Source organism: Amycolatopsis sp. NPDC104587, assembly GCF_055583645.1.
On sequence record NZ_JBVJNO010000024.1, the window covers coordinates 59,183 to 81,839 of the forward strand.

Here is a 22,657-nt window from a genome sequence, read left to right on the forward strand (position 1 = left end):
GGGTGGCGGCGAAGCGGGCTCTCGCCGCCACCGCCGGGCCAGGCGTGCAGCCTCTCGAACCGGCGCACGCGGTCAGGCCAGCAGCGCGCGGAAGGCCGGCAGCAGGATGCGGTCGGCGGGCAGCCAGTCGACGTCGTCCAGGTCGTCGGGCCCGAGCCACTGGACCGCGAGATGCTCCACCGCGCGCGGCTCTTCGCCGGGCGAGACGAGCTTCGCGGCGTAGATGCGCAGGACCTTGTCCCCGGGCAGCGGCACCTCCGGCCCGACGCGGTCGCCGACCTCGATGACGACGTCGAGCTCCTCGCTACACTCGCGGGCCAGCGCGAAGGCGTCCGACTCCCCGGCCTCGACCCGTCCGCCGGGCAGCTCCCACTGCCCCGCGTGCCCCGGCGGCCAGGCCCGCTGCTGGGCCAGCAGCTTGCCGTCACGCACCAGGGCGGCACCCACGATCACACCGTTCACAGCCCCGGAATCTACCCGGAAGCCGCTTCCCCGGCCTCGCCGAGCCGTCACGACCCCCCGTCACGCGTGATGCCCCTCCAATCACACGTGATGCCCCCTCAATCACGCGAGATGCCCTTCCAGACACGCGAGCCGCCCCTCCGATCACGCTTCCCCGCCCGCGGCGGTACGCCAGACGGCCACGAACCGCGCGCCGCCGTCCGGCGACTCCCCCACCTGGACGCGGCCGCCGCGCCGCCGGACCGTCTCCGCCACCATGGCCAGCCCGAGTCCCGTCCCGCCCGACGACCGGGCCCGGTCGTCGGCGATCCGGTAGAAGCGGTCGAACACCTTCTCGCGGTGCTCCGGCGCGATGCCCGGGCCGTCGTCGTCGACGACCACCCGCACCGACGCCCGCGACGCCAGCACCGACACCACGATCTCGCCGCGCGCGTAGCGGCACGCGTTGCGCAGGAGGTTGTCCAGCACCAGCTCCACCTCGGCGTGCGCGGACGACGCCCAGGCCTGCGCGACGGCGTTGCTCACGCGCGTCTCCGGGGCTCCCGCCGGCAGCCGCGCGACGGCCGCGCGCACCTCGCTGACCAGCTCGACCGGCTCCGCCGCCGGCACCTCCCCCGCGTCCGAGCGGGCCAGCGACAGCAGCCCGTCGAGCAGCGACGAAAGCCGCTCGGCCTCGGTCAAGATGTCCGACAACGTCTCCTGCGAAAGCTCCGGATCGGGGTTCGTCACGGCCACCTCGGCCTGCACCCGGATCGACGCGACCGGCGACCGCAGCTCGTGCGCGGCGTCGCCGGTGAAGCGCCGGAGCCGGTCGCTCGCCTGCTCCTGCCGTTCCAGCAGCGCGTTGAACTCCTCCGCGAGTGCGCGCAGCTCGTCGTGGGAGTCAGGCAGGGCCAGCCGCGAGCCCGGCGGCAGCGAGCGCACCGAACCGCGCATGCGCGCCACCGGCCGCAGCGACAGCCGCACCACCAGCCACGTCGCCAGGCCCGCGACCAGGGCGCCGACAGACGCGACGACCACCAGCCACACCCCGCCGTAGTGCACGGCGGCCGAGAACCCGACCAGGCCGGCGCCCGCGACGACCAGCCGTTGCGCCCCGTCCGGCGCGCTGACGACCGTGCCGAGGTACCGCGCGCCGTCGACCTGGACCGGCTGCCCGGCCTTGAGCGTCGAGACGTCCGAAGGCGACAGCCCGGCCGGTGTGCCGCCGTCCACCGGCGCGCCCGAGATGTCCAGCACCCGCAGGGTCACCGGTGGTGTCCCGGACAGCGGCCGGCCCGCGCTCACCTCGGCGCTCGCCGGGCCGAGCGCGCCCGTCAGCTCGCGGTCGACCGAGTCGATGAGCAGCGGGGACAGCTTCGCCGCGGCCAGCGCGGCCAGCCCGAGCAGGCAGGCCAGGGTGATCGTCGCGGCCAGGACGGTGATCCGGACCTGCAGGGACCGCCCCCGCCACCACGAGATCACGGGGTGATGACCTCGTCGAGCTGGGCGTCCGAGGCCAGGTAGCCGTGCCCGCGCACGGTCCGCAGCAGCGCGCCCGCGCCGACGGCGTCGAGCTTGCGCCGCACGTACCCGACGTACACCTCGACGAGGTTGCGCGTCACGGCCTGCTCCTCACCCCACACCGCGCGCAGCAGCTCGTCCTTCGTGACGACCGTGCCCGCGCGCCCGACGAGCACCTCGAGCAGCGCGAACTCGCGGGGGCTCAGGCCGACCTCTTCGCCGTTCCAGTGCACCTGCCGCAGCCCGCGGTCGACCTCCAGCGCGCCGAGCTTCAGCGTGCCGCGGCCCGCTTCCGGCCCGGCGCGGCGCAGCACCGCGCGGACCTGCGCGACCAGCACCACGAAGGAGAACGGCTTGACGAGGTACCCGTCGGCGCCCAGGTCGAGGCCGTCGGCCTGGTCGACCTCGCCGTCCTTGGCCGAGACGAGCAGCACCGGCGTCGTGACGCCGTCCTTGCGCAGCCGCTCCAGCACGCGGTAACCGGACAGGCCCGGCAGCATGATGTCGAGCAGGATGACGTCGAACGAGCCGGTGCCCGCCAGCTGCAGGCCGGTGGGGCCGTCCGCGGCGGTGACCACGTCCATGTCCTCCGCGCGCAGCCCGCGCTGCAGCGCCTTCCGCACGCCCGGTTCGTCGTCGACCACCAGCACCCGAGGTTTCACGCTCCTCATCATGGCCGGTTTGCGCAGGTCCTGTGGGATCTCTCAGCACGATCTCAGCGTGGAAGGGAGAACCTTCAGGGGTATCTCAGCCTCGAGAGGGAAGCGTCGTGGCCAGGGAGCCGGGCACACTCGAGCCCGGGACACCACAGGGAGAGACGCATGAAACCGAAGACGAAGGGCATCACCGCCGCGGTCGTCGGCACCGCGCTCGGCGCCGGCGGGCTCGCGTTCGTCGCGATGCCGGCCAGTGCCGACGACAAGCCGGCGCTGCCTCAGGTGAGCGCCGAGGACCTCGTGCAGTCGGTCGTGAAGGCCAAGCCGGGCGCGTTCGACGGCACGGTGAAGGTCAGCAACGACCTGGGCCTGCCCGCCGTGGGCAACGCGGTGCCGGGGGCGTCGGCGCTGAACATGGACTCGGCGCACATCTTCACCGACGGCGCGGGCAAGAGCCGGCTGGCGGTCACGCAGGGCGCGAGCCAGGAGACCGTCGTCCACGACGGGACCACCGTCTGGGACTACAGCTCCAAGACGAACACCGCGACCAAGGTGACCATCCCGGCCGAGGTCGCGCAGCAGAAGGGCGCGGGCAGCGACAAGACCGCCGACCCGGTCGCGGCGAGCACCGAGCTGCTGGCGAAGGTCCGGGAGAGCAGCACGGTGTCGGTCGACGGCACCGCGACGGTCGCGGACCGCCCGGCCTACGAGCTGGTCCTGACGCCGAAGCCGACCGAGCGGACGCTGCTGCGCGAGATCCGCGTCGCGGTCGACTCGCAGACGCGGATGCCGCTGCGTGTGTCGGTGCTGAGCAACGGGACGTCGACGCCGGCCCTGGAGGTCGCGTTCACCGAGATCCAGTTCACCCAGCAGCCGGCCGACCTCTTCGCCTTCACCCCGCCGAAGGGCGCGAAGGTGCAGGAGAAGACGCCGACGGTCGACCAGCAGGACAAGGACCTCGCCGAGCAGGCCAAGCAGGCCACCAAGGTCGTCGGCGACGGCTGGGACACCGTCGTCACGGGCAAGGTCCCGGCGGACGCGCTGAACGCGGCGCCGAAGCAGCAGTCCGGTCGTGAAGGCCGCGGCGCCAACGCGGACCCGAAGGCGCTGCTCGAGCGCTTCGCCAAGAAGGTCAACGGCGCCTGGGGCAGCGGCTACCTCGTCACCACGAAGGTCGGCACCGCGGTGCTGACCGACGACGGCCGGTTCGCCGCCGGCGCGGTGCCGGAGCAGGTCCTCTACGAAGCGCTGGGTCAGAAGTGACCAGCACCACTGTGGAGTCCGGGGCGGACGTCTCTTCGGAGGCGTCCGCCCCGGCGGTTCCCCTGGCCGCGCGCACCCGGGGACTGCGCAAGGTCTACGGCAGCACCGTCGCCGTGGACCACGTCGACCTCGACATCCCGGAAGGCGCCGTCGTCGGGATGCTCGGGCCCAACGGCTCGGGCAAGACGACCACCATCCGGATGCTGCTCGGCCTGGTCCGGCCGACCGAGGGCGAGGTCGAGCTGCTCGGCCGTCGCATGCCCGAAGCCGCGGCGCACGCGCTGCCGGACGTCGGCGCGCTGGTCGAGGGGCCGGGCTTCCACCCGTTCCTGTCCGGGCGCGACAACCTGCTGCGCTTCGCCGCGGCCGAACCGCGGCTGGCGTCGTCCGGGATCCCGTCCGCGGTGGACTCCGCGCTGGAGCGCGTCGGGCTGACCGCCGCCGCGCGACGGCGGTACAAGGGCTACTCACTTGGCATGAAGCAGCGGCTCGGGCTCGCCTCGGCGTTGCTCGTGCCGCGGAAGATGGTCGTGCTCGACGAGCCGACCAACGGCCTCGACCCTGCTGGTACCAGGGAGATCCGCAGGATCGTCGCCGAGCTGCACGCCGACGGGGTGACCGTGCTCGTGTCGTCGCACCTGCTGGCCGAGGTCGAGGCGACCTGCACGCACGTGGCCGTGCTGCAGGCCGGGAACGTCGTCGCTCAGGGCGAGCTGGCCGAGCTGCTGGAGTCCGGGAACGCGGCCCTGCTGGTCCGCACGCCGGACGCCGAGCAGGCCGTGGAAGTGCTGCGGGAGCACCGGATCGGCGCGCGGCTCACGCCGGACGGCGTCCGCGCCGACCTGACGGCGACGGAAGCGCCGCGGGTGCTGCAGGTCCTGGTGGGCGCGGGGGTCGCGGTCCACGAGGCGACGCGGGCCCGCACCGGGCTGGAAGACCTGTTCGCGCGGCTGACGGAGGGGGCGGAATGACGGCGGTACTCGAGGCCCCGGTGGCCCGCACGGGCCACGACACGGTGCCGCTGCCGCGGCTGCTGGCCGCGGAGCTGCGCTGGATCTTCCGGCGGCCGCGCACGCTCGCCGTGCTCGGGCTGCTGGCGCTGATCCCGGTGATCATCGGCATCGGCCTGACCCTGGTCGACGACAACCCGGCCGGCGGGGGCGGCCCGGACGAAGGCGGCGGGGCGCTGCTGGCGTCCGCGGTCAACAACGCGTTCGTGCTGCCGATCGCGGCGGTCGTGATGTCCCTGGCGCTGCTCCTGCCGCTGGCCTCGGCCATGGCGGGCGCGGACGCGATCGCGGGCGAGACGGCCCACGGCACCCTGCGCGGCTGGCTGATCGCCCCGGTCGGCCGCGGCCGGCTGCTGGCGGTGAAGGCGTTCGGCGTCGCGACGGTGTCGGTGGTCTCGGTGCTGGCGATGTGCGTGACGGGCGTGGTGACCGGCCTGATCATCAACGGCACGGACTCGCTGTTCACGTTGTCCGGCACGACGTTGTCCCTGGGCGGCGCGCTGGCCCGGATCCTGCTGATGGCGGGCTGGGTGGTGCTCCAGCTGTGGGCGGTCGGCGCGGTGGCGCTGGCGATCTCCAGCTGGACCGAGCACCCGATGCTGGTGGTGGCGTCGGTCTTGGCGGCCGACATCGTTTTCACGATCCTCGGGTTCCTGACATCGCTCGACTGGCTGCACCCGTTCCTGCTGACGAAGGACTGGTCGATGGCCCCGGCCGAGGTCCTGCAGGACCCGATGGGCACGCAGATGCTGGGCGAGGGCGCTTTGCGAGCGGCGTGCTACATCGTGATCGGGCTGTCGCTGGCCTACGCACGACTGTCCACTCGCGACGGCTGAGTGAAGGCGAGGATGCGGCGCCACGCGTCGTCGCAGGCCTCGCCCCACTCCGCGTGTGACCGGTCGAAGAACGAATGCGGCGCGCCCGCGTACACGTGCTGTTCGTAAGGCACTCCGGCCGCGTCGAGCGAACCGGTGAAGGCGTCGAACTCGGCGCGGCTCGTCGCGACGTCTTCGCCGGCCAGCAGTAGCAACATCGGTGCTTCGAGGTCGTCGACGACGTCCTCGACCAGCTTCGGCAGGCCGTAGAAGCCGATCACCCCGGCGAGGCCGAGGTCCGCCGCCGAGAGCCGCCACGACTGACCGGCGCCGAAGCAGAAGCCCACGGTGAACACCGGCCCGTCGCCGAGGAAGTCCCGTGCGGCGGCGACGTCTTCCGCGACGTCGTCCGGCCGCACCTGCGGCAGGTGGCTTTCCCAGTCGAACGCGTCGTCCCGCGCACCGAGGCCCGCGGTGCGGCCGTAGTAGTCGACGGCGACCGTCTCGAACCCGGCTTCGGCGAACCGGCGGGTCAGGTCGCGGTAGAAGGCGTGCACCCCGCGCACGTCCGGCAGCAGGACGACCTTGCGGCCGTTCGGCGCGGCGGGCACCGCGTGGTGGGCGAGGAACTCGACGCTCGAGGTCAGCGTCAGGGGTCCGTCCGCCGCCACCTCGCCCCGGACCGGCGGTGCGGGCGGGCGGCTTTCGGTGCTGTGGCACATGGGAAGTCCTTTCGTCCCGGCCGAGCCTGCCGCGCACCGGCCCGCGGTCCCAGCCCCTGTCGTGGGGACGGTCCGCCGTTCCTGGTACCAGCAGGGCCAGGCCCGCGGCGCGGAAAAGCCGCACACTGGCACGCATGGACCGGGAACTGGGCCGCTTCCTGAAGTCGCGTCGCGAAGCCGCGACACCGGCCGGCAGCGGAATCCTCACCGGCCCCCGGCGACGGGTGGCCGGCCTGCGGCGCGAGGAGGTCGCGCAGCTCGCCGGGATCAGCGTCGAGTACTACGTCCGCCTGGAGCAGGGCCGGGCGCGCGGCCCGTCACCCGAGGTCCTGGACGCGCTGGCCCGGACGTTGCGGCTCGACGACGTCGAACGCGGTCACCTGCACGACCTCGCCTCGGCCCGGCCCGCCCGGCCGCCGTCGGCCCGCCGGGCACGCCCGGAGCTCGTGCAGCTGCTGGCGAAGCTGGACCGCGTCCCCGCCCTCGTCCTCGACCACCGGCTCGACGTCCTCGCGTGGAACCCGCTGTCCGCGCAGCTGTTCTTCGACTTCGCGGCGACGCCGGCGCGCAACCTCGCCCGGTTCTGCCTGCTCGACCCGGCGAGCCGTGCAGTGTTCCCGGACTGGCCCGACGTCGCCCGCGCCACCGTCGGCCAGCTGCGGCTGGTCGCGGCGCGCTACGCGACCGACCAGGCGCTCGCGACCCTCATCGGGGAGCTGACACTGCGGAGCGAGCCGTTCCGGACGCTGTGGTCGGGCCGGGTGGTGCAGCAGCGCACGCACGGGCGCAAGCGCTTCCGCCACCCGGTCGCGGGCGAGCTGACGCTGCGGTTCGAGAACTTCGAGCTGCCGGACTCCTCGGGCCAGCGGCTGGTGACCTTCAGCGCGGAACCTGGCAGCCCGTCGGAGTCCGCGCTGGACCTCCTCGCGCACTGGGCCGGCTGAGTCAGCCGACCAGTGCGACGCCGTCCGGGTCGAACTCCAGCGTCACCGCGTCCCCGGCCCGCAGGTCCGACGCCGCCGGCGCCACCGCGTCCACTGTGGACTCCGCGAGCTTCACGACGAGCCGGACGTGCTCCCGCCGGTGCACCGCTGCCACGACTTCGCCCGGCACGCCGTCCGCGGCCACTCGCAAAGCATGCGGCCGCAAGCCGAGCCGGAGCGGGCCGTCGTCGACGTCCGGGAGCGCGACGTCACCCAGCTCCGTGTGCACCACTCCGCCCGCCGCGACGCCGGCCACGAAGGTCGTCACGCCGAGGAACCGGGCCACGTCGTCGTCCGCCGGGTTGCGCCACACGCGCCGGACCGCGCCCTCCTGGCGGACGTCGCCCGCGTCGAGCACCGCCACGCGGTCGGCGAGCGTGAACGCTTCTTCCTGGTCGTGCGTCACCAGCAGCGCCGTGATCTTGCTGCGCCGCAACAGGTCCGCGAGGTCGATCGCCAGCTGCTCGCGCAACCCGGCGTCCAAACCGGACAGTGGCTCGTCGAGCAGCAGCAGCCGCGGCTTCGGCGCCAGCGCACGGGCCAGCGCGACCCGCTGCGCCTGCCCACCGGACAGCTCCGTGACGCGCCGGCGTTCGAAGCCGGAGAGTCCCACCAGCGCCAGCAGCTCGGCCACCCGCGAAGCCCACTGCGAGCGGGGAACGCCGTGCATCCGCAGGCCGAACGCGATGTTCGAGGCGACGTCGCGGTGGCCGAACAGCTGGCCGTCCTGGAAGACCAGCCCGAAACCGCGGCGGTGGACCGGCACCGCGCCGAGGTCGTCGCCGTCCCAGCTCACCGTGCCGCGCGCCGAGGGCTCGAGCCCGGTGATCGCGCGCAGCAGCGTCGACTTGCCCGAACCCGACGGGCCGAGCAGCGCCAGCACCTCGCCGTCGGCGATGTCCAGCCGGACGTCGCGCACCGCCGTGAACGATCCGTAGTGGACCGTCAGGTCCCGCACCGACAGCGCCATCAGAACTCTCCCACCCGGCCGCGCGCGGCCCCGAGCCGGTCGATCAGCGCGACCGCCAGCACCGTCACGAGCATCAGCAGCGCGCACGCGGCGTACGCCATCTGGTTGTTCAGCTCCCCCGGACGCGCCATCAGCGACGCGACGGCGACCGGCAGCGTCGGCGCCGTCGGCCGCGCGAGGAAGCTCGTCGCCCCGAACTCGCCGAGCGCGACGACAAAACCGAACCCCGCGGCGGCGACCAGCGGCCGCAGCGTCAGCGGCAGGTCGATCTCCCGCCACACCCGCAGCGGGCTCGCCCCGAGCGTCGACGCGGCCTGCCGCAATCGGACATCAACCGAGCGCAGCACCGGCAGCACCATCCGCACGACCAGCGGGATGATCACCAGCGCCTGGGCGAGCGGCACCAGGTAGGGCGACGTCCGGAGGTCGCCGGGCAGCGCGTCGAGCGTCACCAGGTACCCGAACCCGACGGTCACCGCGGACACCCCGAGCGGCAGCATCAGCACGGCGTCCATGGTTTCGCCCAGCCCGCGCGCAGCCCTTGTCGGCGACCGCCGCAGCGCCACCAGCACCACGGACGCGAGCACCCCGACGACCATCGCGAGCAGCGTCGCGTCGACCGCCACCTTCAGCGAGTTCACCGCGGCGTCCCAGCCGGACACCTGCAGCGCGCCCTTCTCGCCAGTGCTGGTCAACGCTCGATAACCGGCGAAGCTCCAGCCATCGGAACCGGACACCGACTCGGCGAGCAGCGCGACGATCGGCGTCAGCACCAGAGCCAGGACGACCCCCGCGGCGCCGACGGCCCACCACTCGCCGCCGCGCGGGCGCCGCGCCTGGCCGGACCCGGTCCGGACGCCTTCCTTGCGACGTCGCGCGAGTCCGCCGAGGACAAGAGCGGCGACCACGGCGGCGAACTGGATCAGCGAAAGCGCCGCCGCGCCCGAGAGGTCCAGGAGGTCGACCGTCCGGAGGTAGATCTCGGTCTCCAGGGTCCGGTACTTCGCGCCGCCGAGGATCAACACCACCCCGAAACTGGTGGCGCAGAACAGGAACACCACGGCCGCAGCGGACGCGATCGCGGGCGCCAGCGCCGGCAGCGTCACCGAGCGGAACGCCCGCCACGGCGACGCGCCCAGCGCGCGAGCGGCGTCGGTCGTCCGCGAATCCAGCCGTGCCCACAGCCCGGCGACGGTCCGCGCGACGACGGCGACGTTGAAGAAGGCGTTGGCCAGCACGATCGGCAGCACCCCGCCGTCCGGCCAGAGCGCCCGGAACGCCAGCCCGACCACCACGGTCGGCAGCACGAACGGCACCAGCACCAGCGTCCGCGCGAGGCCGACGCCGGGCAGCTTCACCCGGGCCAGCACGAACGCCACGGGCAGCCCGGCCAGCACGGCGACCACCGTCGACGCGGCCGCGCTCGCGACCGTGAACCCGGCCAGCTGCCAGGTCCGCGGGTCGCCCAGGACCGCGTCGAGCCCGCCCGCGGCGAACCCGCGGCCGACGATCGCCAGCACCGGCCAGGCGAAGAACACGACCAGGAAGCCGATCGGGGCCAGGCCGAGCAGCGCCAGGCCGAGCCCTCGGGCCGTCCCTGATGGGGTTAGGACTGGTGGTTTTCGGGGGCTCCGGGTGGCGGAGCCCCCGGCCCGGGGCGGAGCCCCGGAGGTCACTGCACGAGCGTGCGCCATTCGCCGATCCACTTCTCGCGTCCGGCTTGGACCTGGTCCGCCGTCAGCGTCTGCGGCTTCTGCGGCAGCGGCGCGACCTGCGCCCAGCCCGCGGGCAGGTCGACCCCCTGGCGCGCGGGGTAGACGTACATGTTCGCGGCCACCGTCGCCTGGAACTGCTGCGACAGCAGGAAGTCGACGACCTTGCGCGCGCTCTCGGTCTGCTTGCCGTTCGCCAGCACCCCCGCGTACTCGACCTGCCGGTAACAGGTGTCGAGCAGCGCCTTGGTGCGCGGCTTCCCGTCGTCACCCACCTCGGCGGCCGGCGAGGACGCGTACGAAACGACGATCGGGCGCGGTCCCTTGCCGGACGAGCCGGAGAAGTCCTTGGTGTAGGCCTCTTCCCAGCCGCTGACGACCTTGAGGCCGTTGGCCTTCAGCTTGGTCCAGTAGTCCTTCCAGCCCGCCTCGCCGTACTTGGCGACCGTGCCGAGGAGGAACGCCAGCCCGGGCGAAGCGGTCGCCGGGTCCTCCGCGACCAGCAGGTCCTTGTACTTCGGGTCGGCGAGGTCGTCGTAGGTCTCCGGGGCCGCGATGCCCTTGCTCGTGAAGTAGTTCGTGTCGACGTTGACGCAGACGTCGCCGACGTCGACCGCGGAGAGCCGGTGCTCGGGGTCGACGGCGTAGCGCTGCGGCCCGCGGTCGGCCTCCGGGCTGGTGTAGGGCTCGAAGACGCCTTCGGCGAGCGCGCGCGAGGCGAAAGTCGAGTCGACGCCGTACGCGACGTCGCCGACCGGGTTGGCCTTGGTCAGCACGAGCTTGTTGGTCAGCGATCCGGCGTCACCCTGCTTGAGCACGGAGATCTTGATGCCCGACTGCTTCTGGAAGGCGTCGAGCACCTCCTGCGGGGCCAGGAAGGAGTCGTGCGTCACGAGGGTGACGGTGGGCGTCTGCTGCGTGCCACCGTCTCCGTCCGACAGCGAGCACGCCGCGGCGACGGCACTGACGGCGGCGACGGCCGTCGCGGCGCGAACAGCCCTGCGTTTCATCTACCCTCCTGCACTTTCACCGGACGAGGAGGAAGAGCCCTCCCTTCGCCGGCATGATCCGGTCAGGTGCGAACGGTCGCGGGGTGACCCGCCTCTCAGCCCGGCTGACCGGACTCCCGTGGCAACCGTGCAGCGTAGTCCAGGACGTACGACCATGGAGACATGACGGAAATCTTGAGCGACTCCGAAGCCGACGGACGACTGGGCGCCGGCTGGACCCGGTCCGGCGCGGTGATCTCCCGCGAGGTGGAGCTGGCGAGCTTCCCGCAGGCGATCGAGGTGGTGGACCGCGTCGCGGTCCTCGCCGAAGCGGCCGACCACCACCCGGACATCGACATCCGCTGGCGCACGCTGACGTTCCGCCTCTCGACCCACTCGGCGGGCGGCTTGACGGAGAAGGACTTCTCGCTGGCCTCCGAGATCGACTCGGTGCTTTCTTCGCTGTGACCTCGGTTACGCTGAGTGCACTTTCTGGCCGTTTCGACGTCTCTCGGTAAACAACTTTGCTAGGAGAGACGAGTCATGACACAGGCGATCGTGGTCGGCACGGCGGCATTCGCGACGATGGTGGCAGCGGCCGGCGGTGTGCTCTGGTTCACCGCCCGCGGCCGCCGTCACCCGGATGCCGGTGAAGTCGGTCACAGCCGCTAACGAACCGCAAGATCAGCGCGCTGAGCAGGGCGGAAGCATCGGATTCGGCCTTAGGAAGAGCCATGAACAGCACCGCCACCCTCACCGCCGCCCAGCGCGCCTGGATCAACGCTCTCGCCCCCGCGGTGGTGCTGATCGCCATCGCCCTGATGGGCCTGCTCGGCTGACCCACCGCCGTCAGTACCGCGGCATGTTCGGGATCGCCTTCTCGGCCACTTCGATGAGGGCCTCCACTTTCGGGACGTCGGCCGCCACGTCCTCCGCCGTCAGCGAAGGCGCCTCCGAGGATCGGTAGGCGACTTCGTTGCGGCGGGCCCGCATCCGGTTGAAGGGGCGCAGCACGTGCCCCAGCGGCGGGTCGAGCTGAGCGAGCACAGCCTCGTAGACGGTGACGTGCCCACCCCGGCTCGTCACGCGCAGGCCCTGGTTCTGCAGGACGGCGGCCAACGCACGCCGCGCACCGTCGTAAGCCAGCGTGTACGCGCCTTCCGGATCGGTTTCCTTCAGCCGCAGCGCCGAAGCCAGGTGCGTGCGCGCTCGGACGAGCTCGGCCTCGGCGGCCTCCCGCGACGCCGGAACGTGCTCGATCGCGCCGCGGGTGATGAACGCGTCGATCCGCTCACGTCCTTGGTTCCACTGGGGCATCAGGCCTCCTGGCCGAGGTTCACCGGGACCAGCGGACGTTCACGCACGCTGGTGACAAACGGATCCGCCGTCTCCGCGGCCCACGACTCGGGCGAGATCCGGTGCACGTTGACCTCGCGGTTCAGCTGCCGCGACACGCCTTCGGCCAGGTCGAAGAGTTCGTCCGGATCGGGCGACCCGACAACGAGGACGTCGACGTCACCGGGCGGCGGGCCGGGTTCACCGCGGTAGCGCGCCGCCCAGGAGCCGTAGATGAAGGCCTCGGTCACACCGGCCAGCCCGGACAGCGCCTCGGCGAGCAGCGGCATCGGCCCGAAGGTGACCGCGATGAGGTCGCTCAACGGCCGGTAGAGGGGGGTGTCGGTGCGGGCTTTGACCAGCCGGCTCCGCCCGACCCGCCGGGCCTCCAGGATCCCGCCCTCGACGAGCCGCTCGACCTCGCGCAGGGCGGCGGTGGGCGTGACACCACAGGCGTCGGCGAGCTCGGTGATGGTGTACTCGCGGTCCGGGTGCAGCAGGACGAGCGCAAGTAGCTCACCCTGCATGCGCGAACGCAACAGAGGCAGCAGGCTCGGCGACGCTTTCATTGGGCGCAGTTTATCCTGCGTCCAATGAAAATAACAACCAGTGATCGAGCGTGACGATGATCGTCGAAGTGGAACGGCACGGCCTCGTCGCGATCGGCGAAGGCGATCACTCCGCGGCCTACCAGGCCGCGGAGTGGCTGCGATCGTCCCGGGCGGCGATCGGCGCCCCGGCAAACCCCATCCGGATGCACGTCGAAGTTCTGCGACGGTTCGGCAGTCTTGCTCCGCGCGCTCTTGTCGGCGGACAGTTCGTGCCCGGCCAGGGCGACCGGACTCAGTCGGCCGTCGCCGTGGCGACCTTCGGCCTGTTCGACGCCGATGAGGAGCCGACCTGCCCGAGCGAGCTTTGGAAGGCACCGTTCACCGTCGGGCTGCCCGGTGAGTTCGCCCGCGCAGTGGCCGATGCGCTCGACGAAGGGCCAAGTCTCCCGGCGGGGACACTCACGATCGACCGTGCAGGCTTCGACCTGGTCAACTCGTCCGAAATGATCTTCGGGCAGGCGGCTTCCGCGCTGAAGACCGCCATGGTCGCCCGAATTTCGGGCCAGGATGCCGACGCCGCGACCCGGACGCTCGTCAGCACCTGGTGACTCACGCAGCGCCTATACGTTGAAGCGGAACTCCACCACGTCACCATCGGCCATGACGTAGTCCTTGCCCTCCATGCGGACCTTGCCCGCCGCGCGGGCCGCCGCCATCGAGCCTGCCGCCATCAGGTCGTCGTACGAGACGATCTCCGCCTTGATGAAGCCGCGCTCGAAGTCCGTGTGGATCACGCCCGCCGCCTGGGGGGCCGTTGCGCCCTGGGGGATCGTCCAGGCTCGGGACTCCTTGGGGCCCGCCGTCAGGTACGTCTGCAGCCCCAGCGTGTGGAAGCCCGCGCGGGCCAGCGAGTACAGGCCCGGCTCCGGCTGGCCGACCGACTCGAGCAGCTCCCGGACCGACTCTTCGTCGTCCAGCTCCAGCAGCTCCGCCTCGACCTTCGCGTCGAGGAACACCGCGTCCGCGGGCGCGACGAGCTTCGCCAGCTCCTCGCGGCGGGCCTCGTCGGTGAGGATCGACTCGTCGGCGTTGAAGACGTAGAGGAACGGCTTCGTCGTCAGCAGGCTCAGCTCGCGCAGCGCGTCGAAGTCGACTTCCTTCTGGGCCTGGAAGAGCGTGCGCCCGGCGTCGAGGATCTCCTTCGCCTTCTGCGCGTTGTCCAGCGCCGGCTTGTTCTCCTTCTTCGTCCGCGCTTCCTTCTCCAGCCGCGGCAGCGCCTTGTCCAGCGTCTGCAGGTCGGCGAGGATCAGCTCGGTGTTGATCGTCTCGATGTCGCTCGACGGGTCGATCCGGCCGTCGACGTGGATCACGTCCGGGTCGTCGAACACGCGGATGACCTGGCAGATCGCGTTGGCCTCACGGATGTTCGCAAGGAACTTGTTGCCCAGCCCGGCGCCCTCGGACGCGCCCTTCACGATGCCCGCGATGTCCACAAAGGACACGACGGCCGGGACGATCTTCTCCGACTTGTGCAGCTCGGCCAGCTTGTCCAGCCGCGGGTCCGGCAGCGGCACCACGCCGACGTTCGGCTCGATCGTCGCGAACGGGTAGTTCGCGGCGAGCACGTTGTTGCGGGTCAGCGCGTTGAACAGGGTGGACTTGCCGACGTTGGGCAGGCCGACGATACCGAGGGTCAGACTCACGATCCCGCAGTCTACGTGGGGCACCCGGCCGGGCCCCACGCGCCCAGCGCCGCGTCGGATTTCCGCCAGCGACAGCGCTGACCTGCTGGCATGCTCGGATCCATGGTCACCGAAACGCTCGCACTCTGGCGCGACGCCGAGCGCTGCTACCGCGTGGTCACCGCCCGCGACTCACGCTTCGACGGCCAGTTCATCATGGCCGTCCGCACCACCGGCATCTACTGCCGCCCGTCGTGCCCGGCGTCGACGCCGAAGGAGCAGAACGTCCGCTTCTTCCCGACGTCCGCGGCCGCGCAGTCCAACGGCTTCCGCGCCTGCCGCCGGTGCCTGCCGGACGCCGTCCCCGGCTCGCCGGACTGGGACGTGCGCGCCGACCTCGCCGCGCGGGCGATGCGCCTGATCGCGGACGGGACCGTCGAGCGCGAAGGTGTGCCGGGCCTCGCGCGGCGCCTCGGTTATTCGGAACGCCAGCTCGGCCGGGTGCTCACCGCCGAGCTGGGCGCGGGCCCGCTCGCGCTGGCCCGGGCGCACCGCGCGCATTCGGCGCGGCTGCTGATCGAGATGTCCGGGCTGCCGCTGACGGACGTCGCGTTCGCGGCGGGCTTCTCCAGCGTGCGGCAGTTCAACGAGACGATCCGCGAGGTGTTCGCGACAACGCCGTCGCAGCTTCGCGCCTTCGCGGCTTCTCGACGTAGACGTCACGGCGACGTCAGCGGGACGCGCCTCAGCCTGCGGTTGCCGTTCAGGCCGCCGTTCGACGCTCCTGGGTTGCTTCGCTTCTTCGCGGCCTACGCCGTACCGGGCGTCGAGGAAGTCACGGCGACGTCGTACGCCCGCACTCTGCGGCTCGCCCACGGCAGCGGTGTTGTCCGGTTGACCCCGGAGCCGGACCACGTGCGCTGCGAGCTGCTGCTCACCGACCTGCGCGACCTCGGCAGCGCGGTCAGCCGGGTGCGCCGGCTGCTCGACCTGGACGCCGACCCCGCGGCGGTCACCCGTGTCCTCGGCGCCGACCCGGCGCTGGCGCCGATGGTCGAGGCCGCGCCGGGCGTCCGGGTCCCGGGCACGGTCGACGGTGACGAGCTCGTGATCCGTGCCTTGCTCGACAACCGCGTTCCCGCGGCGCTCGGCGACGAGGTGCCGGGTGAGTGGGGCGTGACGCGCCTGTTCCCGATGGCGGCCCAGATCGCGACGGCGGAGCTGGGCGAGGCCGTCACCGGTGTCGCGGCCGCGCTGGCCGAGGGCACGCTGGACGTCCACGTCGGCCGGGACGCGGCCGAGCTGCGCGCCGACCTCCTGGCGTGCCCGGGCATCACGGCGTCGACCGCGGACTACGTGCTCATGCGCGTGCTCGGCGCACCGGACGTCCTGCTCACCGGGGACACCGCCGTCCGACGGGGCGCCGAAACCCTGGGCATCACACCGGATTCGCTGGCCGAACGAGCCCGGGCGTGGACGCCCTGGTGCTCCTACGCCGGGATGTACCTCCGGCGCGCGGCCTGATCCGGCGTCAGCCCTGCCACAGCAAGGCTTGGGCCACGATCACCTGGTCACCGTCGAAGGTCGCGGCCGGTGAGCCGTGCAGGCGGTAACCAAGCTCCAGCGCCTCGCTGACCCGGTGGCAGAACTTCGCGTCGTCCGGTCCGGTGAGCAGGCGGTAGCGGGGCAGGCCGTTCGGCGGCTGGTCCGTCATGCCTTCATCTTGTCCGAGTCTTCAGCCGGCACGCACCTCCACGGTCGAGCCCGTGCGGGACTTCCGGACGCGCAGCCGGGTCGGGATGCGCTGCCGCAGCTCCTCGACGTGCGACACCAGGCCGACGACCCGGCCGCCCGCGCGGAGCTCGTCGAGGATGTTCATCACGACGTCGAGGGTTTCGGCGTCCAGCGTGCCGAAGCCCTCGTCGACGAACAGCGTGTCCAGCAGCGCGCCGCCGGTCTCCCCGGCGACGACGTCGGCCAGCCCGAGCGCCAAGGCCAGCGACGCGAGGAACGACTCACCGCCGGACAGCGTCTTCGCCGGGCGGATCGTGCCGGAGTAGTCGTCCAGCACGTCGATGCCCAGGCCGCCGCGGGTGCCGCGCGCGCCGGCCGCGTCCGAGTGCACAAACGAGTAGCGCCCCTGGCTCATCGTCCGCAGCCGGTGCGTGGCGGCCACCGCGACCTCCTCCAGGCGCGCGGCCAGCACGTACGAGCGCAGCGACATCTTCCGGCTGTTCTGCCCGCGCCCGTTGACCACATCGGCCAGCGCGCGCAGCTCGGCGTACTCCGCTTCGGCCGGGGCGAGCCCGGCCAGCGCCTTGCGCAACAGGCCAGCCAGCCGGTTCAGCTCCTCGTGCTGCGCGGTGGCGACCCGCAGCGCCGCGTACGCCGAGTCGGCGCGGGCCCGCGCCAGCTGCGCCGAGTCGGCCGCACGGCCGACGTCCGCGACGTCGTCCGGCGAGATCCCGAAGAGGTCCGGTTCGGACAGCAGCGCCCGCGCCCCCGCCGCGGCCGCTTCGGCCTCGGCGATGCCCTGCTCCAGCTTCTCGATCTGTTCGTCCGGCAGCATCGCGGCCCGCGCCTTCTTCAGCGACGTGAACCCCTTCGCCTTCACCGCCGCCTCGACCAGCGTGCGCTGCTGGGCGACGCGTTCCCGGGCGCCCGCGACCGCCGTCCTGGCTTCGGCGACCGCTTCCAAGGCGCCGGCGAGCCCGATCAGGTGTGTTCGCCGGGCGCCGACGTCCGCGAACTCGCCTCTTCCGGCGACCAGACGGCGTTCGCGCTCGGCGAGCCGTTCGTCCAGCGCCCGGACGTCGGCCGTGGCCTCGGCCATCGCCTGCTCCGCGCGGTGCCGGCGTTCGGTCCGCAGCTCGAGGTCGCGTTCCAGCAGGACGACCTGCTCGCCGAGCTTCGCCTTCGCCGCTGCCTGCTGCGTCAAAGAACCGACCGTGGCACGGGCTTCGGCGAGCTCGGCCGTGATCGACTCGGCCGTGCGCTCGCCTAGCCGCTCCAGCAGGCCCGCCAGCCGCGCCTTGGCCTCTTCCAGCGCGACGACGACCCGCTGCCGCACCGCGTCGGTGGCCTGCTCGGCTTCCTCGGCGGCCCGCTCCTCGGCCGGGTCGACGAGCTCGACGTCCCCGTTCGCGGGCGCCGGGTGCTCGGCCGATCCGCACACCGGGCAGGGCCCGCCCGCCGGCAGGGCGGCGGCCAGCTCGGCCGCCATCCCGTCGAGGCGCCGTTCACGCAGGTCGAGCCGGTGCTGCCGGGCCGCCTGGTGCGCGTCGACGACTTCGCGCAGCTTCGCTTCGCCACGCCCGACTTTCGCGCGAGCCTCGGGCAGCTCGGCCGCGTCACGCGCGAAGGTCCTCAGCTCGTCGACCCGGGCGCGGGCGCCGTCGAGCTTCGCCTCCGCTTCGGCCGCCGCAAGGGCGTCCGACCGCAGTTTGCCCAGCTGGCCGGGGATCGCGGCCAGCTCGGCCGTGAGTTCTTCGACCTGCTGCCCGGCGGTGACGGCGGCCAGCTTCCGGTCGTCGCGCCGCATGACGTCGAGCTCCTGCTGCTCGGCCTCGGCGACCAGCTCCGCCACCGCGCCGGCTTCTTCGCGCGCGGTGGCGGCCCGCGCCTTCAGGTCGCCGGTCGCCCGGGTGCCGAACTCACGCAGCTCGGCCCCTCGCGCCTTCTCCGTCTGCTCGGCCTCGGTCAGCTCGGCGGCGCGGCGGTCCAGCAGCTCGGCCTCGACGGCCACCCCGGCCGCCCGCCGCGCGGCCGCGACCTCCTGCGCCCACTCGGCGCGTTGCGGCGCCTGCTCGGTGATCTCGACGAGCCGCAGGTGCGCGGTGCGGACCCGGCGGATCTTCTCGGCGCCCGCGCGTTCTTCCTGCAGGTAGACGTCGGCGCGCTGCGCGGCGGACCGGGCCCGGTTCTCCTCCGCGGTGACCTGCCCGACGCGCTCTTCCGCCGTCGCGAGCACGCTGCCGACCCACTCGGCCACGGCTTCTTCGGGCGGATCCTGCTGCGCCTCCTGCGCGTACCTCGCCAGCAGCTCCCGCACTTCGCCCTGGCGTTCCGAGAGCAACCGCCCGCGCTCGGCGCGCAGGTCGACGAACCAGCGTTCGACGTCGGCGAAGCGCTCGGTGCCGAACAGCCGCTCCAGCAGCTTCTCGCGCTCGGCGGTGTCCGACCGCAGGAACCGGGCGAACTCGCCCTGCGGCAGCAGCACCACCTGGAAGAACTGGGCCGCGGTCATCCCGAGCAGCCGCTCGACGGTGCGCGCGACCTCCTCGATCCGGATCAGGCCCTCCGGCGGCAGGCCGGCGGGCGCGGCGCCGACCCAGCTCAGCGAGACGCGCGCCTGCTGGGTGGTCGTGCCCTCACCGCGCCGCTTCGGCCGCTGGTACTCGGGATTGCGCACGATCTTGAGGCGGTGTCCCTGCACGGTGAGCTCCAGCGCGACCTCGGTGACCTGGTCGCGCTCGGCCAGATCGCAGCGCAGCCGCTTCGCCTCGTTTCGCGCGCCGGGGACGACGCCGAACAGCGCGAACGCGATCGCGTCGAGCAAGGTGGTCTTGCCGGCGCCGGTTTCGCCGTGGAGGAGGAAGAGGCCGTCGGCGCCGAGCACGTCGAAGTCGACCACTTCGCGCGCGCAGTACGGCCCGAAGGCCTCGACCTCCAGCCTGTGCAGCCTCATTTCGCGAGCGCCCCCCGGTCGGCCGCTTCGAGGGCGTGGAAAAGGAGCTTCTCTTCGCTCTCGGTCGGCGGGGCGCCGCGGCAGTCGTCGAGGAAGCTGCGCGAGATCTCGATGTCGGACCGGCCGCGCACGGCGTCGGAGTACCGCAGCGGGGCGCCGGCGGACCCGCCCTCGGGTTCCCATTCCAGGTGCACGGCATGGGGGAAGCGCACGCGCAGCCGCCGCATCGCGTCCACCGGGCGCACCCGGTCGGTGACCGTGACCGAGAGGAAGTGGTCGAGGAGCGTGTCGTGTTCCGGCGCGACCAGCAGGCTTTCGAGCTCGCCGCGGAGGGTGGCCAGCTTGCGCGGGACGGGCAGCTCGTGCCGGCGGACCTCGGCGAGTCCACTGTGGTCCAGGTCGACCAGCCAGACGGATTTCCGTTGCCGCGCTTCGGAAAACGAGTACGCCAGCGGGCTGCCGGAGTACCGCAGGTGCTCGGCGAGCGTCTGCGGGCCGTGGAGGTGGCCGAGCGCGACGTAGTCGACGCCGTCGAAGACCGAGCCGGGCACCTGCTCGACCCCGCCGACCGCGATCGTGCGCTCCGAATCCGTGGGTTCGCCGCCGGTGACGAACGCGTGCGCGAGCACGACGGACCGGGTGCCCGGCCGGGTTCCGAGGTCCGCGCGGATCCGGCGCATGGCCTCGGTGAGCACGCCGGTGTGGCCGCGCGCCTCCGGCACGCCCAGCGCGTGGCGGGCCGGTTCCGGCTCCAGGTAAGGGATTCCGTAGACGGCGACCGGCCCGTGGCCGTCGTCGAACAGCACCGGCTCGGCCAGTCCGCCGACGGTGGTGCGCAGGTGCAGCCCGCCCGCCGCGGCGAACTCCGCGAAGGCGCCGAGGCGGGGCGCCGAGTCGTGGTTCCCGGGGGTGACGACCAGCTGCGCGCCGGCCGCGCGGATCCGGGCGACGGCCGCGGTGGCCACCCGGACCGCCTCGGCCGAGGGCACCGCGCGGTCGTAGATGTCGCCTGCCACCAGGACGGCGTCGATCGCCTCGCCGGCCACGAGGTCGGCGAGGTGCCCGAGCACCGCTTCCTGTTCCGCGAGCAGGTCGGCGCCGTGGAAGGTGCGGCCGACGTGCCAGTCGGAGGTGTGCAGGAATCTCACGGTGGCCAAGGTACGACCCGGCTCCGACGAAATCGCGCCGACTCGCCGCCGGCTCACTCGAACGTGTGTACTAACACGAGCGTGCGGATCGGACACGCCCTGCGTGCGGCCGATTTGTTCGCAGGTCAGCTACCCGGAGCGACGGAACGGGTGCGATTTTTGTCGGTGCGGTCCGCCATGATGTCCCCGCGGTCCGATCCAGGCGGCCCGGAGGGAGGAGAGACCAGTGGCGACAGTGCTGACCACGGCGGCGATCGTGCTCGCGGTCCTGCTGTTGTTCGCCGTGGCGGTGTTGTGGCGGCTGTACAACGACGGGATGCGCCGGGCGGACGCGGCGGCCCGGCTGGTGGCGGCGGAGCGGGCCAAGGCGGATCAGCAGCAGCTGGCGTTGCGGCGGTACGAGGTGGCGTTCGCGTCGATCAGCGGGCGCGGCGAGCTGGGCGAGCAGGTGCTGGTCGAGACGGCGCGGGCGCTGGGGTTGCGCGAGGAGCTCCACTTCACGCTGCAGACCGACCTGGCGGGCGGCGGCGCGGCGAAGCCGGACATGGTGCTGCGGGTGGGCGGCGGCCGCACGGTGCCGGTCGACGCGAAGGCGAGCATGGCCACGTGGTCCGAAGCGGTGGAGACGGACAACCCGGAGGAGCGGCTCGACGCACTGCGCACGCACGTCCGGCAGATCCGGTCGAGGGCGGCGGAGCTGGCAGGCAAGGGCTACCAACGCTGGGCGGACGCGATCTACGGCACGATCATGTTCGTCCCGTCCGACGCGGCGGTGGTCGCGGCGCTGGACACCGACCCGGAGCTGCTGCGCTGGCTCATCGACCGCCGGGTGTTCTTGTGCGGCCCGACCGGCTTCGGAGTCCTGGCGTCGGCGGCCCTGTTCGCGGCCAGCGACCGGACACTCGAAGCGGACATCGACGCGGTCCGCACGGGAGCAGCGGCGGCCCACCGAGCAGCGGGCGGCGCGGTGGACGCGCTGAACCTGTCGAGCACCCATCTCCAGCGGTTCTTGTCGGCCCGGAGGCGAGAGCTGGAGGCGCTGGAGACCTTCCGGGCGACGGTGGCTCCGCTCAGTGAGGCGTCGGGGAGCCCGGCGCCGGTTCCTCCGGTGCGGAAGGGGGACGAACTGGCGGCTAGCTGAGACTCCGCGGACGGCGGCCGGCTCTTCGCGCCGGTCGCGGTTGGACGGCGGGTCCTCGGGCCGGGTCACGGACGATGGCTCGGGTGCCCGGAGGCCGGTCGGCGAGGCGAGCGCTTGGGTACGCGAACCGGCCGTTCGGATGCCGCAGTGAGTGCCATGGCAGGGGCGAGGCCGCGGTGGCGAGCGGCCCGACTGTGGTCAGGGCGGGACGGCCCGCGGCAGTGCTGGCAGTGCGCGGGTCGGTGGCCACCGCGACAGTGCTGGCAGCGGGGCGGTCCTGCGCTCACGGCCAGATACGGTGCCCCGCGAGACAGCGATGTACGCGACCGCGCCCACCAACGCGCCCGCACTCACGGCCAGACATCGCGCCCCACGAGACAGCGACGTGCGCGGCCGCCCAGCAAGCCTGCGCTCGCAGCGCCCGGCGACCCTCGTTCGCGTCGGCCCGCCCTCGCGGCCAGACACGACACCGGGCGAGGTCCACATGCGCGGTGGCACGTTCGCGCAGCGAGCTGCGCTCGCAGCTCGCCTCGACACCCGCAAGGTGACGAGGTGCTCGGCGGCGCGTGGGCGCGATCGCACGCAGCGAACCTGCGTCTGCCGCAAGACTCGCCCTTGGCACGAGTCCTCCGCGGCTCGGACGGCGGGCGAGCGCAGCGGCCTGCGCTCGCGCCGGCCGAGGCAGCGGGTCGCCGCCAACGTCCCGGCGCTCGGCGGCCCCTGGCTCGACCGGCCGGCGGCTGGTGACCGCAGCGACCATCGCGCGGCCCGGCGGGCTGCGCTCGCGGCGACCCAGCGGCAGGTCGCGGCGATGGCCGGCATCCGGCGGCCACTCATCGCCGCGGCGATGCATGAGCGGGAACACGGCCGCGCAGCGGTTCGCGCCCGGCGCCAGCCGCGCAGCGGTTCGCGCCCGGCGCCTCGGCATCCGAGCGCACCCACCCCGCCGAACCACACCCCAAAGCCCCCACCTGCGACAACCCCGCCCCGGCACCTCGATCCGAAAGGACTGGACCACCACCCCGGCG

The 22,657-nt window shown here is 72.9% G+C and carries 22 protein-coding genes and 1 riboswitch; of the genes, 9 read left to right on the forward strand and 13 right to left on the reverse strand.

The window, feature by feature from the left end:
• Positions 1-72: 72 nt before the first annotated feature.
• The 3 genes from ACZ61C_RS45785 to ACZ61C_RS45795 form a co-directional block, all read right to left on the reverse strand.
• Positions 73-462 carry a (deoxy)nucleoside triphosphate pyrophosphohydrolase gene (locus ACZ61C_RS45785; RefSeq protein WP_465314260.1) on the reverse strand — a complete coding sequence of 130 codons (390 nt, stop codon included), beginning with the start codon at positions 460-462 and terminating at the stop codon, positions 73-75.
• A 144-nt stretch (positions 463-606) separates the two neighbouring features.
• A complete protein-coding gene (locus ACZ61C_RS45790) occupies positions 607-1,926 on the reverse strand; it encodes an ATP-binding protein (RefSeq protein WP_465314261.1) in 1,320 nt (439 codons plus the stop codon).
• Positions 1,923-2,639 (reverse strand): response regulator transcription factor, encoded by a 717-nt coding sequence (locus tag ACZ61C_RS45795; protein ID WP_465314262.1) that lies wholly within the window; start codon positions 2,637-2,639, stop codon positions 1,923-1,925. The genes ACZ61C_RS45790 and ACZ61C_RS45795 overlap by 4 nt, the downstream gene beginning before the upstream one ends.
• 147 nt (positions 2,640-2,786) lie before the next feature.
• Between ACZ61C_RS45795 and ACZ61C_RS45800 the strand changes: the two genes are divergently transcribed.
• Genes ACZ61C_RS45800 through ACZ61C_RS45810 form a run of 3 tightly spaced genes read left to right on the forward strand, consistent with a single transcriptional unit; the run spans position 2,787 to position 5,730 of the window.
• A complete protein-coding gene (locus tag ACZ61C_RS45800) occupies positions 2,787-3,884 on the forward strand; it encodes a LolA family protein (protein ID WP_465314263.1) in 1,098 nt (365 codons plus the stop codon).
• The gene (locus ACZ61C_RS45805) at positions 3,881-4,855 is read left to right on the forward strand and encodes an ABC transporter ATP-binding protein (RefSeq protein WP_465314264.1); all 975 of its coding nucleotides are present in this window, start codon (positions 3,881-3,883) and stop codon (positions 4,853-4,855) included. Before ACZ61C_RS45800 ends, ACZ61C_RS45805 begins: the two co-directional genes overlap by 4 nt.
• Entirely contained in the window at positions 4,852-5,730 is an 879-nt protein-coding gene (locus tag ACZ61C_RS45810) for an ABC transporter permease (RefSeq protein WP_465314265.1), read from the forward strand. Before ACZ61C_RS45805 ends, ACZ61C_RS45810 begins: the two co-directional genes overlap by 4 nt.
• On the opposite strand, the gene ACZ61C_RS45815 is transcribed toward ACZ61C_RS45810, so the two are convergent.
• Positions 5,700-6,431 (reverse strand): dienelactone hydrolase family protein, encoded by a 732-nt coding sequence (locus ACZ61C_RS45815; RefSeq protein WP_465314266.1) that lies wholly within the window; start codon positions 6,429-6,431, stop codon positions 5,700-5,702. The genes ACZ61C_RS45810 and ACZ61C_RS45815 overlap by 31 nt on opposite strands.
• A 134-nt stretch (positions 6,432-6,565) precedes the next feature.
• Here ACZ61C_RS45815 and ACZ61C_RS45820 point away from each other — a divergent pair, with 134 nt between their 5' ends.
• Complete coding sequence (locus tag ACZ61C_RS45820; RefSeq protein WP_465314267.1) at positions 6,566-7,375, forward strand: helix-turn-helix transcriptional regulator; 810 nt, start codon at positions 6,566-6,568, stop codon at positions 7,373-7,375.
• Position 7,376: 1 nt separating this feature from the next.
• Here ACZ61C_RS45820 and ACZ61C_RS45825 read toward each other — a convergent pair whose 3' ends face one another.
• The 3 genes from ACZ61C_RS45825 to ACZ61C_RS45835 form a co-directional block, all read right to left on the reverse strand.
• Positions 7,377-8,384: an ABC transporter ATP-binding protein gene (locus ACZ61C_RS45825; RefSeq protein ID WP_465314268.1), complete on the reverse strand. Its 1,008-nt coding sequence runs from the start codon at positions 8,382-8,384 to the stop codon at positions 7,377-7,379.
• A complete protein-coding gene (locus ACZ61C_RS45830; RefSeq protein WP_465314304.1) occupies positions 8,384-9,946 on the reverse strand; it encodes an ABC transporter permease in 1,563 nt (520 codons plus the stop codon). The genes ACZ61C_RS45825 and ACZ61C_RS45830 overlap by 1 nt, the downstream gene beginning before the upstream one ends.
• A gap of 110 nt (positions 9,947-10,056) precedes the next feature.
• The gene (locus tag ACZ61C_RS45835; protein ID WP_465314269.1) at positions 10,057-11,106 is read right to left on the reverse strand and encodes a thiamine ABC transporter substrate-binding protein; all 1,050 of its coding nucleotides are present in this window, start codon (positions 11,104-11,106) and stop codon (positions 10,057-10,059) included.
• 22 nt (positions 11,107-11,128) lie between these two features.
• Positions 11,129-11,236: riboswitch (TPP riboswitch) on the reverse strand.
• Positions 11,237-11,268: 32 nt separating this feature from the next.
• Between ACZ61C_RS45835 and ACZ61C_RS45840 the strand changes: the two genes are divergently transcribed.
• Both ACZ61C_RS45840 and ACZ61C_RS45845 read left to right on the forward strand, forming a co-directional pair.
• A complete protein-coding gene (locus ACZ61C_RS45840) occupies positions 11,269-11,553 on the forward strand; it encodes a 4a-hydroxytetrahydrobiopterin dehydratase (protein ID WP_465314270.1) in 285 nt (94 codons plus the stop codon).
• A gap of 75 nt (positions 11,554-11,628) precedes the next feature.
• Positions 11,629-11,757: a hypothetical protein gene (locus ACZ61C_RS45845; protein ID WP_465314271.1), complete on the forward strand. Its 129-nt coding sequence runs from the start codon at positions 11,629-11,631 to the stop codon at positions 11,755-11,757.
• A gap of 177 nt (positions 11,758-11,934) precedes the next feature.
• Here ACZ61C_RS45845 and ACZ61C_RS45850 read toward each other — a convergent pair whose 3' ends face one another.
• Together ACZ61C_RS45850 and ACZ61C_RS45855 are read right to left on the reverse strand one after the other, a co-directional pair.
• Positions 11,935-12,402 carry a hypothetical protein gene (locus ACZ61C_RS45850; protein WP_465314272.1) on the reverse strand — a complete coding sequence of 156 codons (468 nt, stop codon included), beginning with the start codon at positions 12,400-12,402 and terminating at the stop codon, positions 11,935-11,937.
• Positions 12,402-12,989, reverse strand: coding sequence for an ArsR family transcriptional regulator (locus tag ACZ61C_RS45855; RefSeq protein ID WP_465314273.1), 588 nt, complete (start codon positions 12,987-12,989; stop codon positions 12,402-12,404). Before ACZ61C_RS45855 ends, ACZ61C_RS45850 begins: the two co-directional genes overlap by 1 nt.
• Before the next feature lie 50 nt (positions 12,990-13,039).
• On the opposite strand from ACZ61C_RS45855, the gene ACZ61C_RS45860 reads away from it, so the two are divergent.
• Complete coding sequence (locus tag ACZ61C_RS45860) at positions 13,040-13,579, forward strand: hypothetical protein (protein WP_465314274.1); 540 nt, start codon at positions 13,040-13,042, stop codon at positions 13,577-13,579.
• A gap of 12 nt (positions 13,580-13,591) precedes the next feature.
• Here the strand turns inward: ACZ61C_RS45860 and ychF are convergent, their stop codons facing one another.
• Positions 13,592-14,674, reverse strand: coding sequence for a redox-regulated ATPase YchF (gene ychF / locus ACZ61C_RS45865; RefSeq protein WP_465314275.1), 1,083 nt, complete (start codon positions 14,672-14,674; stop codon positions 13,592-13,594).
• Positions 14,675-14,776: 102 nt separating this feature from the next.
• On the opposite strand from ychF, the gene ACZ61C_RS45870 reads away from it, so the two are divergent.
• Positions 14,777-16,177, forward strand: coding sequence for an AlkA N-terminal domain-containing protein (locus ACZ61C_RS45870; RefSeq protein ID WP_465314276.1), 1,401 nt, complete (start codon positions 14,777-14,779; stop codon positions 16,175-16,177).
• A gap of 7 nt (positions 16,178-16,184) precedes the next feature.
• On the opposite strand, the gene ACZ61C_RS45875 is transcribed toward ACZ61C_RS45870, so the two are convergent.
• Genes ACZ61C_RS45875 through ACZ61C_RS45885 form a run of 3 tightly spaced genes read right to left on the reverse strand, consistent with a single transcriptional unit; the run spans position 16,185 to position 20,488 of the window.
• Positions 16,185-16,367: a DUF1737 domain-containing protein gene (locus ACZ61C_RS45875; RefSeq protein WP_465314277.1), complete on the reverse strand. Its 183-nt coding sequence runs from the start codon at positions 16,365-16,367 to the stop codon at positions 16,185-16,187.
• 21 nt (positions 16,368-16,388) lie between these two features.
• Complete coding sequence (locus ACZ61C_RS45880) at positions 16,389-19,340, reverse strand: AAA family ATPase (protein ID WP_465314278.1); 2,952 nt, start codon at positions 19,338-19,340, stop codon at positions 16,389-16,391.
• Positions 19,337-20,488 (reverse strand): exonuclease SbcCD subunit D, encoded by a 1,152-nt coding sequence (locus ACZ61C_RS45885; protein WP_465314279.1) that lies wholly within the window; start codon positions 20,486-20,488, stop codon positions 19,337-19,339. Before ACZ61C_RS45885 ends, ACZ61C_RS45880 begins: the two co-directional genes overlap by 4 nt.
• Positions 20,489-20,714: 226 nt before the next feature.
• Between ACZ61C_RS45885 and rmuC the strand changes: the two genes are divergently transcribed.
• Entirely contained in the window at positions 20,715-21,629 is a 915-nt protein-coding gene (rmuC, locus tag ACZ61C_RS45890) for a DNA recombination protein RmuC (RefSeq protein ID WP_465314280.1), read from the forward strand.
• The last annotated feature ends 1,028 nt before the right edge of the window (positions 21,630-22,657 follow it).